Origin of the sequence: Couchioplanes azureus (assembly GCF_014648355.1) — a bacterium.
GTDB lineage: Bacteria > Actinomycetota > Actinomycetes > Mycobacteriales > Micromonosporaceae > Actinoplanes > Actinoplanes azureus.
Window position 1 is genome coordinate 178,128 of the sequence record NZ_BMQY01000012.1, and the last position, 13,838, is coordinate 191,965.

Sequence of the window (13,838 nt, forward strand, 5' to 3'; positions counted from 1 at the left end):
ATCAGGCCATCCAGCCCTTGCCAGCGTCCTGATCTGCTGGCGCCGACTGATCAACCGAACCGGGTACGGCCGTGGTGAGGGCAGTCTGGAACCTTGGCACCGTGCCATGATTCATACTGCCGTCATGATCCCCCGGTTGCCAGGCAACGTCGCCGCCTTCACGGTGGTCGCCACGCTTGCCGCTAGCCTGCTCGCCGGCTGCGGCGAACCGGGACACGTGGGATGTTCCGACGGCGAAGAACAGCGAGTAGAAGTCCTGGCCCAGCTTCCGATCCTCAAGGCGCGTCCTTCATCTACCGAAGCCGCCGACGCCTACTCGGGCTGCGGACAGGACGACTCCGGGGATCCGGTCGCTCCCTACGCCGGTCAGCGCTACCGCAGCACGTTGGCGGAACCCGACATCCGTGCCTTCTACTGGGGCGAGCTGATGAAAGACGGCTGGCGCAACGCCTCGCCGGCCATCCCCCCGGAGGTAGCACCGTCGCTCGCTTTCCAGCGCGGCGTATCCTGCCTGGTCAAAGACGTCGCCGGCACAACGGTCGTGTTCACCATCTCATTCGACCCGCCACCAAGCGCATCGCCATCTCCCGCAACGCCCATGGCGTATGTCGTCGAGACGGCTGATGAGCCCCTCTCCTGTCTGCCTGTTGACCTTCGGCCTCGCCACCATCGCGTCCGTAGCCGACCCATGTTCCGTTGAACGCTCGCCCTACCCTGGCAGACCAACGACCTGCCCTCGCCGCCTGCACCGCCGCCCACCGGCGGCACGTGGTCCCCGACAGCAACCGCCGGGAGATCCTCCGACAGCGGCCGGGCGTCAGACCTGATCAGCGGGCTGGCCGGTGGACGTCGGCCCGGCGAGCGGGGATAGCTCGGCGACGACGTCGACGAGGGTGTCCGGTGCCTCCCAGTTCAGCAGGTGCCCGGCGTCGGGCACGGTGACCAGTCGGGCGCCCGGCACACCTGCGGCCAGCCGCCGGGCGTGACTGGACGGAGTGGACCGGTCGGCGGAGCCGACCATGACGATGGTCGGTACCGTGATCTCGGGAAGGCGTGGGTAGCGGTCCTCGTCGGCGAAGGCCCGTACGATGGGCAGCAGCGGCCGGTGGTCCTGGCGCGAGACGACCTCGCGGAACACTGAGATCATCGCCGGTGACGGGTTCCTTCCGCACTGCGCGGCCGCGAACAGGACGCCGACGGTGCGGGTGCGGATCAGCCACGGCAGGACGCCTGTTCTGAGCAGCGGAATCTGCAGCCGGTTCTGCGGGGCCCCGTCGAGGATGCGTCCCGCCCAAGTCGCGAACAGGACCAGACCCCGCAGCCGATCAGCCAATTCCGGGTGGTCGACGACGCTGCGAATCGCCACGAAGCCGCCCATCGAGTGCCCGACCAGCACGGCGTCACGGACGTCGAAATGGTGCAGGACTGCGGCATAGTCCGCGGCCATCGCACCCGACCCCACCCCGCCGGAGCCCAGGGTGGAACCGCCGTGACCGCGCTGGTCGAACGCGATGACCCGGTATCCGCGGGCGATCAGCTGCTCCCACGCGACGTTCCACTCCAGCAGCGAGACACCGTAGCCGTGAGCGAGGACCACCGGCGGCCCGTCACCGGCCACGACCGCGCGCAGCGTGGTGCCGTCCGGACGGCCCACGAACACCTGCTCGCCCTCGGGTTCGCGAGCGAGCTTCTCCCGAGGGAAGGGGTCACGGTTACGCGCGATCCGCGACACAGCCACCCGCGCCGCGGCCCACCCCGCCGCGGCGGTCACAGCCAACACCGCTCCGACCGACAAACCCGACCGCATCACGTACTCCTCCACCTCCAGAGCCCCCCACCCAGGACGGCTCGCTGAAAGGTTCCCGCACCGCGGGCGTCGCCGGTCCCGCATGCACCGCCCGCGCCCGGTGAATGGCGGACTCGGTCGGTCGGCCCTGCCGACGCAGACGACTATCATGCCGACTCCACCTCGACCGGCGCGAGGATCACCGGCCGGCGCCTGCATGAGCACAAACACGCAATCGGAACGCCCGTTTGCCATCTCGTCCTGCCGCCCGCGACCGCGACAACATGGCCAAGGTCGAGACCCCGGCAGGGGGTGGCCGGCGGCCACGTTGTGTAGTGCCTCTGTCCCCCGCTCCGGCGGCCATCGGCGCGGACCTCGACCAGCGGCGCCGTAGTGTGGTACCAGCCGCGCGGCACCGGGTCGCAGGTGAGCGCCCGCGTCAGGGGGCGATAGTCACCACAGCCGCTCGAGCAGAGCCGCCTCGGGGCAGCAGGTGGTGCACCAACGAAGCTCGACCACCCGGTCGATGTGCAGCCACCGCGGCCGGTACTCGCAGCGATCCTGCAAGGAGCAGACCGTCGTGCGCCGCGGTGCGACACGCCAGCCGGGCCGGGTGGCGTTGACCACGCCATCGACGTCGAGCAGCCACGCCGGTGGCCCCGTCGGGCTGATGTCCATGCCTGTCGCCTCCCCGCGGCCGCGTCGGTAGCGAGGCGGGTCAGTCGTGGTCGTAGACAGTCGCCGGGATGTCCCGGGCGCACAGCGCGGCGACGACGAGCGGCTCGATGGACGAGCATGCGGCCCGCTTCGTGTCCCCGCGATCCCGGCTCCGAGCCGACCGTGAACGCTGCGTGCGCTGCATGACGGCACACGACCACGGGCACGGCTGCAAGCGATGCTCTCAGGTCGGCTGCATCGAGCCCCGGCCAACGAGCACTCCGCGCCAGTTGAGTGCATTCATGCACTGTGGAGCGGGCTGATGATCGCCTGGTACACGCGATCCGCTAGCTTCGAAGGATGATTTCGTTCCTAGGCATTCTGCCTCCTCCGCGCTCCTGACGGAGCGATGAGCTGACAGCCGCCCGGGTAGACCTGGTCGGCCACCTTCTTGTGCCCTCGCTCCGCTGACGCTGTCCTCAACGGCTCACCATCCGGAGCGAGTGCATGTCTCGATCATTCGTACCATCATCAACCTCTTTGTTGCCCCGGCGTTCGAACGGGGACGCACGCCGTGGTCTCCTCGCGATCGTCGTCGCCGGCATCCTGTGGGGAACGGCCGGCGTGGTCGTCCAATTGATCCATCAGTCGGCCGGTCTGCACCCGGTAGGCATCGCCTTCTACCGGCTGGCTATCGCGGCGTTTGCCCTAACGGTGTTCATTGCGCGACAGCTGAGGCCGGCAGTCCTCACGCTTGGCTGCCAAGGATGGCGTCTCCTGCTGGCCGGGGCTGGCCTCGGCGTCTACCAGGCGCTGTACTTCCTCTCGGTCGCCTGGGGTGGCGTTGCGATCGCTACCGTGGTCAGCCTGGGGCTGGCACCGGTCCTCATCGCCGGCTGGGAAGCCGTGCGCTCCCGTCGCCGGCCGACCCTTGCCGCACTGTGCAGCATGACTGCGGCGGTGATGGGCCTCGCGCTGATCACCGGCCTCACGGTGTCGCCCACCGGCGTGGCGCCTCGACCACTGCTCGGCCTGCTGGCCGCCGTGGGTTCGGGCCTCGGCTACGCGGCCACCACGGTTCTGAGCCGTCCTATCAGCCAGCAGGTGCAGCCGCTGCCGCTCACGGCGGCGTCCTCGGCCATCGGCGCCATGACGCTCCTGCCATTCGCATTGCTGAGTGGCGGACTCGCGCTTCCTGTGCTGTCGGTTGACGCAGGGATGCTGGCATATCTGGGCATCGTCACCACCGTTGTGGCATACGCGCTGTTCTACACCGGGCTACGTACCACGGCAGGCAGTGTCGCCGTTGTTCTGACGCTGTTGGAGCCACTGACCGCAGCGGTACTCGCCGTCGTCGTTCTCGGCCAGCAGATCTCCCTGCCGATCGTCACAGGTGGGGGCCTTCTCCTCGGCGCTGTGGTCATCGCCTCCCTTGCCCACCAGCAGACCGAGGCAGCGCCGTCGCGCTAGGTGTGCTGTCCAGGGAGGTTTGTCGAGGTTGGGTGACGACTCGGTTTGAGTCGTAGACGGGTGAAGGCCTCCGGTTGTGCAGTGGAGCTGTCGAGGAACCAGTCCACAACCAGGAGGCCTTCGTGCCTCACGGTGATGCTGCTTTGACCCCGCGCGCACGTCTGCGCGTGGCCGAGGGCAAGACCGACGCCCGCGACGCCCTGGTGATCGCGGACCAGGCCCGCAGCCGTCGCGACTCGAGGCCGATGCGGCCCACCGATGAGGCGACCATCGAGCTGAAGGTCCTCACCGGCCGCCGCTCCGACCTTGTCCGCGACCGGACCAGGGCGATCAACCGCTGACGTTGCGCGCTGACCGGCATGTTCCCCGCCTGGATCGTGCACTCGTATGCACTAACGCCGGCCCGCTCATCCTGCTCGAGGGCTACCAGACCCCGGCCGATATCCGCCGCGTGGGCATCGCCCGGCCGACCCGCTGGCTGCGTGGTAGGGGCGCCCGCAGTCCGCAGTGCACAGCTATCATCCCTTGAGCATTGATCCACAGTTAGGAGCTGATATGCGCCTCGGCCTGGTGACGGTCCCCGTTTCGCTGCGAGAGCACACCGCGCGCTGACCGGTTTCACCGCCGGGTGTCTCGGCGGTGTGTGCTCCTCGCCGCGGAGCGGTCCTGAGACGACCGTTTCCTTCTCCTGGCTCGAGGAGCTCTTTTGCGTGCCCTTGTATCCGCGCGTCTCGGCGCGGATTTCACCCGACTCTGGACCGCTTCGGCGGTATCGAACATCGGCGACGGTGTCACCATGGCCGCCGGCCCGCTGCTGGTCGCGTCGGTCACCGACGATCCGGCCGCGATCGCCGGTGCCGTCTTCGCCCAGCAGCTGCCGTGGCTGCTGTTCGCCCTGATCAGCGGCGCCTACGTCGACCGGCTCGACCGTCGCCTACTCGTCGTCGTGGTCAACCTGGTCCGCGCCGTTGCCTTGGCCGCGCTGGCGGCGACCATCGCGACGGAGACCGTCACGGTCGCCGCCATCTATGCGGTGCTGTTCCTTCTGGGGACCGGCGAAACCGTCGCGGACACCGCGATGGGGGCGTTGCTGCCGTCCGTGGTCACGTCGGAGCAGTTGCCGAGCGCCACTGCCCGGCTCTATGCCACGTTCACCATCGCCAACCAGTTCGTTGCCAAGCCGCTGGGCGCCTGGTTGTTCGTCATCTCGGCGGCCGCACCGTTCGGTCTCGACGCCCTGACCTTCGCAATAGCCGCGGCCCTGATCGCAGGTATTCGTGTGGTGCCGCCGGCGGCTGAGGTCGCGTCGCGGTCGTCGCTGCGCGCCGAGGTCGTCGAAGGAGTGCGGTGGTTGTGGCGCCACCGCCTGGTACGGACGCTGGCGCTCAGCATGGGCATCGGCAACATCGCGTACTGCGCAGCGTTCGCGGTGTTCGTGCTCTACTGCCGCCAGCGGCTAGGCCTGTCCGACCTCGGCTACGGCTTCCTGCTGATCGCGTTCGCGATCGGTGGCCTCTGCGGAACGGCGATCGCGGCCAAGCTCACCCGTACCTTCGGCAGCGCTGCGGTGCTTCGTGCGGGACTGGCATTCGAGGTCGTCACGCATCTCACCCTGGCGATGACGACGACTGCCTGGGTGGCGGCGACCGTCCTGGTCGTCTTCAGCATTCACGCCATGGTGTGGGGGGTCACCGTCGCCTCGGTGCGTCAACGGGTGGTACCCGCCCACCTGCGCGGGCGGGTCAGCAGCGTTTACGCGCTGCTGGACCTGGGTGGAGCCGCACTAGGCTCGCTCGTCGGCGGCCTGCTGGCGAGCGCCTGGGAGATCACCACCCCGTTCTGGATCGCCGCCGCAGTCATGACGGTGATCACGATCTGCGCCTGGCGACCCCTGAGCGAGGCAACGGCATAGCCTGACCCTCGCCACCCGCCTCCCGAGCAGCGCCACACGCCGCTCGGGAGGCGGCACTACGGAGGCCGACAACGTCTCACCAGCTCACAGAACAGCCGACAAAGCCAGCTGCGCTGCCCTCACTCAGCCGACCAGTGGGATCTAGCTTTCGCTCCTTCCGAGGCCGCTGATCAACAGGGCTCACACGGAAGCGCCGATGATCGGGCATCGAGCGCAGACCCCGAGGCTTGACTTCACGATTGGGAAGCCAGTGCAACGCTTGGTCGGCCCTGGGAAGAGCGTGGCTCTTCGACGAAGCGGGCGGGGTTGCCCGCGCGCGGGGTGGCGCATGCTGCGGATCATCGTGGCGCCGGTGGGTACGGCAGCAGCACTGTGGCTGTGAGAGCCCGTGTTGCTGACGGCGCGCCCGTCCCTTGGGTGCCCGCGCGGTGAGGCGCTCCGTGTCCGTGGCCTGCAACAGCCCGTAGTAGCCCTAGGTGTCGCGGTCTTGCGGTCGTCTTGAGCTTGCCTGGAATCAATGCATAAGCCTGACTCCTACCGTTTTTCGCGGCGGGGATTGCCGTGCCCTGACGTGGGACGTGTCCCGCGTGGCCGGCGAGGTTCTCGCCGCAGTGTGTCTGACGAGCATCGGAGAGGTTTGTGACGGGGAAGAGACGCCTTGCCAGGGTTTTCGCTGCCGGCGCGTGTGCGTTGGCGGCGGTGGCCCCATTCGTCGCTGCGACACCGGCGACGGCTGCCGACGCGAGCCGCAAGCGGGATCTGGTGCTGCTGCTGGACGGGTCCGGTTCGATCGACGCGTCCGACTGGGCGCTGCAGTTGGAGGGCTATTCGGCCGCACTGCAGGACCCGGTGAACTTCCCGTTGAACGGGACGCGGGCGGTGGGTGTCGTGCAGTGGTCGTACACCGGTGTGAGCCAGCCGGCGACCCGGACCGAAATTCCCCTGACCCAGCTGAACTCCGCCGCGGATCTTGCCGAGGTCGTGGCGAAGGTCAAGGCGATCAGGCAGATCGGCTACAGCACCAACCCCGGTGACGCCCTGCGCGCGGGCACGAACGAGCTGTTGTCGGCCGGGCGGGTCGACGCGGACTGGAACCTGTGCATGTCGACCGACGGCTCGCACAACTCCGGTGAGTACATGAGCTCGGCCTGGCAGTACGCCAGGGACAGCGGCGTCGACCGCTACAACGTCGTGGCCATCGAGGACGGCGGCTTCCGCTCCGCCGAGGCGGTGCGCGCGTACGGCCCGTACGTCTTCGGCGGTGGGACGGTCACCGTGGCGCGTACCACGGCTGAATTCACCTCCCTGCTCTCGGGTTGCGTCGCGGACCCGCTGCAGCTCGATGCCCTGGAAGTCACCCAGTCCGTGCAGGACCTGGACAACTCGGTGCCGCTGGTGGCCTACAAGCCCACGGTGGTGCGCGCCTACCTGAGCACGCCGGGTGACCCCGTGCGGACCTCCGGCCGGCTGCGCGGTTTCGCCGGTGGACGAGAGCTGCCCGGCAGCCCGCTGACCGCGGTCAACGCCGCCCCGGGCGTGCTGGTCGACGGCAACCTGGGCGACGACCGCGACGCGCTGGAACGCACCTTGAACTTCGCCGTACCGCTCTCCTGGACGGCCAAGGGCCAGACGGAATTCGCGCTGGAGCTCCCCGGCGGGGTGTCCTGCCCGGGTGCGGTCAGCGGTCCTACCATGCTGTGTTCCAAGGTGCTCACCTTCGGCTCCGGCTTTGCCGCCGACGTCGAGTTCAGGGGGGTCAGCTGGCAGGAAGGCGGCCAGCGGATCGAACCGTCGCTGACCGACCTGGTCGAGCAGTCCGAGCGCACCTGGAGCCAGTTGCCGACGGCAGGCTGGCACGCAGGGTTCGCCACGCTGCACGTCGACAAGCGCCCCACGATCGACGACGTCAACGAGGCGCTGGCCGTGCACCGGCGCATCTCCCGCGAGTTCGGCGACAAGCGCTGGTACGGCGTCCTGCACGGCAGCAGCAGCAGGAGCAACGTCGGCGGGAAGGCGATGGGAGCGGTCGCGTCCGGCTGGGACGAGAACGCCACCGGCGCGACGGACGCAGACTACGGACGCAACCGCGTCGTGCACGAGCTCGGGCACACCTACGGGCTGCACCACTCGGTGAACGCGGCCGAGAACGGCTACAAGGAGTGGATGGGTTTCTGGGACTACGCCAAGAACGGCTGGTGTGGTGAGGAGGCTGACGACGACACCCCCGACTACGCGGACAAGACGACCATCGGCGGAAGGCCGGTGGCGGCGCTGGGCCCGATGGGTGACCGGCGACGGGAGATCTGGGGCATGGATCCCCGGTTCCTGACGACCAACGAGGCGGCGGCGGTCTCCTCGCCTGAGACCACGACATCGCTGATGTCGTACTGCCGGGACGGGGTCACCAGCACCCAGCGGCGGTGGATCGGCCAGCGCGACTACCGGCAGCTGTTCTCCGGCGACCGGGACCCGATCGATGGCTTCGACGCCGCGCCCCTTCCGGTCGGCTCGGGCCTGACGCTGCGCGGCATCATCGCGGCCGACGGCGCGAGCGCGCAGCTCAAGCCGGCGCTGGCGGTCGACCTGGCCCCCACGCCGAGCGACCCCGACGGCAGCCACGAACTGGTGCTCCAGGACGCCGCGGGCACGGTGCTACACAGCGTGCGGTTCACCCCCGGGCACCAGGACGCCGACGCGGGTCCGGACGGCGCCGACGCCGGGCCGCAGGCCTCGCTGTTCAACGTCGTCGTCCCCGCCGACCTGGCCACCGTGGCCCGGGTGCAGCTGCGCGCCGACGACCGCATCCTGGCCACCGCGACGGCCACGACGGCCGCGCCGACGGTCTCGGTCGGCGTCCCGGCCTCGGGCAGCACCGAGCGGCTCACCATCTCCTGGTCGTCGCGTGACGCCGACTCGCCCGCACTGGCCAACACCGTGCTCTACAGCGCCGACGGCGGCACCACCTGGCAGGTCGTCGCGGTCGACATCACCGGATCGTCGGTGTCCGTGCCGCGGTGGTCGCTGCCCGGCAGCACCACCGCGAAGCTCAAGGTGATCGCCAGCGACGGAGTCCGCAGCACCGCCGCGGCCTCCGAGACGTTCTCGCTGCCCGACCTGGCTCCGACGGTCGAGGTTCTCACCCCTGGCGCGGGGCAGTTGTTCACCGGCGCGCAGGCCATCCCGTTCGCCGCCCAGGCGAACGACGTCGAGGACGGCCGCCTCGACGGCACCGCGGTGCGGTGGTCCTCCGACCGCAACGGGCTGCTCGGCACCGGCGCCCAGCTGCCATGGCGCGCCGACAAGCTCAGCGAGGGCGAGCACGTCATCACCGTCACCGCCCGCGACTCGGCGGGCCAGACCAGCACCGCCACGGTCCGGATCACCGTGCTACGGGTGGCGCCGCCGCCGAAGGCGGTCGACCTGGCGCCCACGGTGAACATGCTCGCCCCCGGTGCGGGGCAGACGTTCAGCGGAGCGCAGGTCATTCCGTTCGCCGCCCAGGCGAACGACGTCGAGGACGGTCTCCTCGACGGCGCCGCGGTGCAGTGGTCCTCCGACCGCGACGGCCCCCTCGGCACCGGCGCCCAACTGCCGTTGCGCGCCGACCAGCTCAGCCTGGGGGAGCACGTCATCACCGTCACCGCGCGTGACTCGGCGGGCCAGACCAGCACCGCCACGGTCCGGATCACGGTGGTATCCGCGTACACCTTCGGCGGATTCGAGTCGCCGGTGGTGACTCCGGGGCCGACCAGCGTCAAGGCCGGTAGCACCATCCCGCTCAAATGGTCGATCTCCGGTCCGGGTGTGCACTCCGGCACCATCAAGTCGGCCCGGTTCCTGAGCGACGGCGCGAGTTACAAGATGGTCGAGTCGGGCCCGCACTGGCACCTCAACGTGCAGACTCCCAAGACATGGGCGGCAACCAGCCAGGTCTTCCGGATCACCCTGGTCGACGGGTCCACGTACGAAGCGGAGTTCATCCTGAAATGAGCCGGCCCCGGTTCCGGACATCCCTAGCGGTGCGAGCAGCGGCAATGCTGCTGCTCGCACCGCTGCTGGCCGCCTGCACCGGCCCAACCGGTGAGGACGGCCTGGCCGGCACGGCCGTCGTTCTGGACGACACCGGGCGCGGCGAGTCGCCGATCGACGAAGGTTGGATCATCGCCGTGCCGGCCGCGGCCGTCGACGACCTCTGGAGCACCAGCGGCAACAAGCCGATCGGCCAGGAGAACCTGAAGTACATGTCTGCGCGGGTCAGCCGTGACCAGGTGACCCAGGCCGGCGGGGTGATCGCCCCGCTCGACGAGGACGGCGAGTTCGTCCTACCCGCCAAGGAAGGCTCGCACCTGCTCTGCCGTCTGCTCCCGGCCGTTGACGGAGGCGCGGAGGTCATTCGAGGTTGCGGGTTTTTGACCCTCCCGGCGTCCGGCGAACTGAGCATCACCGACGGAGAAGGCGGCTTCTACGCCGAGATGAAGGACTAACCAACTTCGCACCACGGCAAGTGCACTGTCTCGATTGCCGAAAGGCGGCTGGCTGCCGCGCCGGCCGCGTTGCTCGCCTTCGCCGCCTGGCGCGCCGGCAACGGCCCGCTCGCAGACAAGGCTGTCCTGCGAGCGCTGAGTGCCGATCCGCAGTTCCCGCTGGCGGTGGTGACGGACAACGTGTGGCATACCCCGGATGGGGGGGTACGTCGGCGTTAGCACCGCATACTGCAAGGGCCCGAAGGGCGATAAGAAGAAGACCAAGTGCCCCGACTGGGTCAACAAGCTGAAGAACTAGACCACGCCAACACCGCACCGAGGACGTCGCTACTGTGGACCGTGAAAGCCACCTCCATGCACAGCGGGTCCGGCTGTAGGCCGGAAGCGATGCGGCGATGGAGGTCATCCGCACCCACGTCGACCGGGCCGCCGACCGACCTCGATCACGCGCCTCGCCTCGCCTCGCTGCGCTTTCATGATGCCGCCGGTGCGTACACCGACGACTCTGCCCGGCCGGTGGCGGACCACCATCAGGCCCCGCCGTTCAGGTGGAGCGGGACGACAGGTGACCAGCCACACCGTAGGGGCACGTTCTCTGGGAGCTATCAGCTCATGTGAGGCAGCCGGTGGCCTGTGGGTGGCCGCCGCGAGGGGTCAGCGGCTGGCACTCGGCGAGCAGCGCACGCACGTAGGCGGCGGCGACGACCGACGCGTATCCGCGCCAGAGCCGGGTCGTGTCCGCGTCACCGTAGTCGCTGATGCCACGCACCACGAACCATTCCAGCCCGCCCGCGAAACCGGCACTGCCGATGCCTTTGCCCTCCATTTCCATGGCGATCAGTTGGTGAGCCGCGGCCAGCTCGTCCCGGACCCGCGCGCTGCGCAGCGACCGGTCCGCGCTGCCGATCACGCCGTGCCGGGCCTGCGGACGCCCCGCCGGGGACGGGTCCGGACGGGCGAAGGCGGGAATGGCCGTCAATGCGCGGTCGATGTGGGGCTCCCACGGCCGGTCACCGCGGATCTCCACGGCTTCGAGGTATCGGGCGAGCCGCACGAGCAGCGGTGAGGGCAGCGGAAACGGCTGCCGGGGCTGCCGTCCGTCATCGCGCTCGATCACGTGGTCGTAGTCGGCTATCCCCCACGTCGCCACGGCGATGTCGCCGAGTTTCACGTGGCGTTCGGGCCGGTCTGGCACGGGTACGCCGCAGGCGATCCCGCACATGATGACGGTGTCCACGCTGGGGAAGCTGCGGATCAGATTGGCGCAGGACTCCGCCGCAGCGGTGTTTCCCGTGTCGCCGAGCGTCAGCACCACCTCGTGCGGCCGCTGCTCGTCCCGGCTCGGCATCGTGCCGAGGACGTACTGAGCCCGATCGCCGGCAATCGTGGACGGGCTTCGCGCGTCGTCGAGGAGCACGCTTGCCGCCGCGAACTCCTCCGGAAGTGCGGTCACGATCCCGAAGACGGGCTGGGCATGGCCAGCGCTCTCGGCCGATGCGGCGGGCAGGCTTAGACGGTTGTGGTTGCCGAACGCCACGATGGTGGCGCGGACCTGTCCGTTGACGTTGAACGTCTGATCGTGCATCGCCTACCCCTCGCCACGGCCCGGGTTGCCGAACGTGTTGTTGTTGCCGAAACCCACCATGTCGGCCCGCACGTTGCCGACATTCCAGTTCTGGATCTGATTGATCGTCACGGCCGCCTCCAGCTGATCGGGATCGATGCCGTGTGCCTCGAGGTACGTCTTGATCGATGTGACCAGCCGATCGCGTAGCTGGTCGTTGATGCGGATGAGGTCCCGGATCGCGAAGTGGTCGAACTCCTCGGGCGTCCGCCAGCTCACGCCCTCGCGAACCGACATGACGGCGCCGAGGTCGTAGAACCAGCGGCATCGTACGGCCAGTCGCCAATGCACACGCGCGGATTGCCGCGCACCCCACTCCAGCACCCGCCGCGCGCAGCGGACCGGACTGCCGAACACTGCTGTCGGGATGCGGAGCGTCCACAACCGTATCGCCCGCCCGATCTGATCCCGCAGATTGAGCGGCAGGTCGGCAACCAGCGCCTCGACGTCGGGGTGCACCGGTGGGATCACCAGCGGTACAAACTCGATGGAGAGGCTGCCACCCTGGAGCAGCGGGCGGACGAACGTACAGACGCCGATCTCTCCATCCCGGCAGATCTCCTGCAGATAGAAGTAGACCCGCTGGTCGTCGGCGCGTTCCGGATGGCGCAGTTCCTCGGCCAGATACTCCCAGTCTACGTGCGGAAGCGGACGACCGTCCGCGACGAGCGGGGAGTCCCAGGCGACCTTCCGTCCATCGACGTAGATGCGGTGCCCGGCCGTCAACTGACGGGATGCCGTGCTCGCAACGGCGGTCTCCACGATGAACTGACCCTCGAGCCACTCATGGAAGGCGACCACATCGAACATCTCGAAGCTGTCGTCGGTGGCGTCCCGGGGCCGGCGGTGAACGTCGATATCGAGCTTCCAGGGACGGACGACAAGCCCGTTGCCCACGAATGGCGCCGACGCCCGCTCCTCGGAGTACACGACCACGTTGGCGCCCGTCAGGCCCTCGATCCGCTGCTCGAACGGTCGGTGGACCGCGGGCGCGAGGTCGCGCGGCTCGGGCGAGCCCTCGGCGACGATCGCGGCCGCCCGTCGGTGCGCCACGGCGGACTCGGTGATGACGACCACCCCACCGATCACCAAGCCGAACAGCACCATCGCGGCGCAGTCCCAGAGCGCCGCCTGACTCAGCACCAGGGTGAGGGCCAGCATCGTCGCCAAGCCGAGGCAGGCGATCCACCGCAGCGGGCCGGAGCGCCTACGGTCACGCTTGCTGCGCCACGCCCAGCCCACCACGGCCTTGAGCCGGCGAGTGAGCATCCGGCGCCCGGTGCACACCGCGATGAGGAGCGCCACCGCCGCGACCGCCGGCCGGAAGCCGAGCGGGTAGGACAGTCGGCCGATCCCAGCGCAGATCACAGCCGCCGCGATGAGGCAACACGCGATCTCCCGGCCGAGCCGCAGCCGCCGCGAGGCCGCGGCGTGGCGGACCACCGCCACGGGGTCCTCCGTGACGGACGGCGCGCCACCCTGAGGCCGACCGTCGAGAATCCGGAAGACGTAGTCAGCGAATCCTTCGGACACATGGGTTGCCGCGCTCAGTGTCTGGTTCACCGTGCGGCGGCGAATCGGTGGTCGCTCGACCCGCTCGCGCTGCGACGCAACTGCCGTGGTCACATGTGCTCCTCGACTGACAAACGGCGCTCGAACAGCAGGATTCATTCCCCTTCATGCAAGCCCCCGGCCATGGCCGGAACCCATTAGGCTTCCGGCACCGCACGAAAACCATGGCCGGATCAACAGGCGGCGGGCGGGCCGACGATCTTTGACGAGCCCACATCGAGATTCCTGTGACCTGCGGGGGGCGCGCAAGTCCACTGGACCAACTGCGGACGCGGCCCGTCCCGACCCCTGCGTATGGCGACTCCAGCCCCGTCCAACAGCGGACATCGAGGA

Annotated in this window: 11 protein-coding genes; 7 read left to right on the forward strand and 4 right to left on the reverse strand. The window is 69.1% G+C overall.

The genetic code is table 11. The annotated features are described in order from the left end of the window. Positions 1 to 124 precede the first annotated feature (124 nt). On the forward strand, positions 125 to 700 hold the full coding sequence (locus tag IEY99_RS30660; protein WP_189207588.1) for a hypothetical protein: 576 nt from the start codon (positions 125 to 127) through the stop codon (positions 698 to 700). Between the two features lie 117 nt (positions 701 to 817). Here the strand turns inward: IEY99_RS30660 and IEY99_RS30665 are convergent, their stop codons facing one another. Beyond that, positions 818 to 1,771: an alpha/beta fold hydrolase gene (locus tag IEY99_RS30665; RefSeq protein WP_229799390.1), complete on the reverse strand. Its 954-nt coding sequence runs from the start codon at positions 1,769 to 1,771 to the stop codon at positions 818 to 820. A gap of 468 nt (positions 1,772 to 2,239) precedes the next feature. Then, positions 2,240 to 2,464 carry a hypothetical protein gene (locus IEY99_RS30670; RefSeq protein ID WP_189207590.1) on the reverse strand — a complete coding sequence of 75 codons (225 nt, stop codon included), beginning with the start codon at positions 2,462 to 2,464 and terminating at the stop codon, positions 2,240 to 2,242. Between the two features lie 486 nt (positions 2,465 to 2,950). Here IEY99_RS30670 and IEY99_RS30675 point away from each other — a divergent pair, with 486 nt between their 5' ends. The 6 genes from IEY99_RS30675 (at position 2,951) to IEY99_RS35330 (ending at position 10,528) form a co-directional block, all read left to right on the forward strand. Then, entirely contained in the window at positions 2,951 to 3,913 is a 963-nt protein-coding gene (locus tag IEY99_RS30675; protein ID WP_189207591.1) for a DMT family transporter, read from the forward strand. A gap of 143 nt (positions 3,914 to 4,056) precedes the next feature. Then, positions 4,057 to 4,254 (forward strand): IS110 family transposase, encoded by a 198-nt coding sequence (locus IEY99_RS34635; RefSeq protein ID WP_229799391.1) that lies wholly within the window; start codon positions 4,057 to 4,059, stop codon positions 4,252 to 4,254. Positions 4,255 to 4,619: 365 nt separating this feature from the next. Continuing rightward, positions 4,620 to 5,825: an MFS transporter gene (locus tag IEY99_RS30685; RefSeq protein ID WP_189207592.1), complete on the forward strand. Its 1,206-nt coding sequence runs from the start codon at positions 4,620 to 4,622 to the stop codon at positions 5,823 to 5,825. A gap of 699 nt (positions 5,826 to 6,524) precedes the next feature. Next, positions 6,525 to 9,815, forward strand: a complete 3,291-nt coding sequence (locus tag IEY99_RS30690) for a DUF1194 domain-containing protein (RefSeq protein ID WP_189207593.1) — start codon at positions 6,525 to 6,527, stop codon at positions 9,813 to 9,815. A 44-nt stretch (positions 9,816 to 9,859) separates the two neighbouring features. After that, on the forward strand, positions 9,860 to 10,309 hold the full coding sequence (locus tag IEY99_RS30695; protein WP_189207594.1) for a hypothetical protein: 450 nt from the start codon (positions 9,860 to 9,862) through the stop codon (positions 10,307 to 10,309). A 48-nt stretch (positions 10,310 to 10,357) separates the two neighbouring features. Continuing rightward, positions 10,358 to 10,528 carry a DUF4192 family protein gene (locus tag IEY99_RS35330; RefSeq protein ID WP_373293469.1) on the forward strand — a complete coding sequence of 57 codons (171 nt, stop codon included), beginning with the start codon at positions 10,358 to 10,360 and terminating at the stop codon, positions 10,526 to 10,528. Positions 10,529 to 10,919: 391 nt separating this feature from the next. Here the strand turns inward: IEY99_RS35330 and IEY99_RS30705 are convergent, their stop codons facing one another. Both IEY99_RS30705 and IEY99_RS30710 read right to left on the reverse strand, forming a co-directional pair. After that, positions 10,920 to 11,894 (reverse strand): 5'-methylthioadenosine/S-adenosylhomocysteine nucleosidase family protein, encoded by a 975-nt coding sequence (locus IEY99_RS30705; protein WP_189207596.1) that lies wholly within the window; start codon positions 11,892 to 11,894, stop codon positions 10,920 to 10,922. A 3-nt stretch (positions 11,895 to 11,897) separates the two neighbouring features. Then, on the reverse strand, positions 11,898 to 13,559 hold the full coding sequence (locus tag IEY99_RS30710; RefSeq protein ID WP_189207597.1) for an AbeC-like domain-containing protein: 1,662 nt from the start codon (positions 13,557 to 13,559) through the stop codon (positions 11,898 to 11,900). Positions 13,560 to 13,838: the final 279 nt, after the last annotated feature.

What these genes read in the sequence shown, in the direction of transcription:
- IEY99_RS30660 (WP_189207588.1), top strand. Translation starts at nt 125, where the DNA reads ATGATCCCCCGGTTGCCAGGCAACGTCGCCGCCTTCACGGTGGTCGCC.
- IEY99_RS30670 (WP_189207590.1), bottom strand. Translation starts at nt 2,464, where the DNA reads ATGGACATCAGCCCGACGGGGCCACCGGCGTGGCTGCTCGACGTCGAT.
- IEY99_RS30675 (WP_189207591.1), top strand. Translation starts at nt 2,951, where the DNA reads ATGTCTCGATCATTCGTACCATCATCAACCTCTTTGTTGCCCCGGCGT.
- IEY99_RS30695 (WP_189207594.1), top strand. Translation starts at nt 9,860, where the DNA reads ATGCTGCTGCTCGCACCGCTGCTGGCCGCCTGCACCGGCCCAACCGGT.
- IEY99_RS30705 (WP_189207596.1), bottom strand. Translation starts at nt 11,894, where the DNA reads ATGCACGATCAGACGTTCAACGTCAACGGACAGGTCCGCGCCACCATC.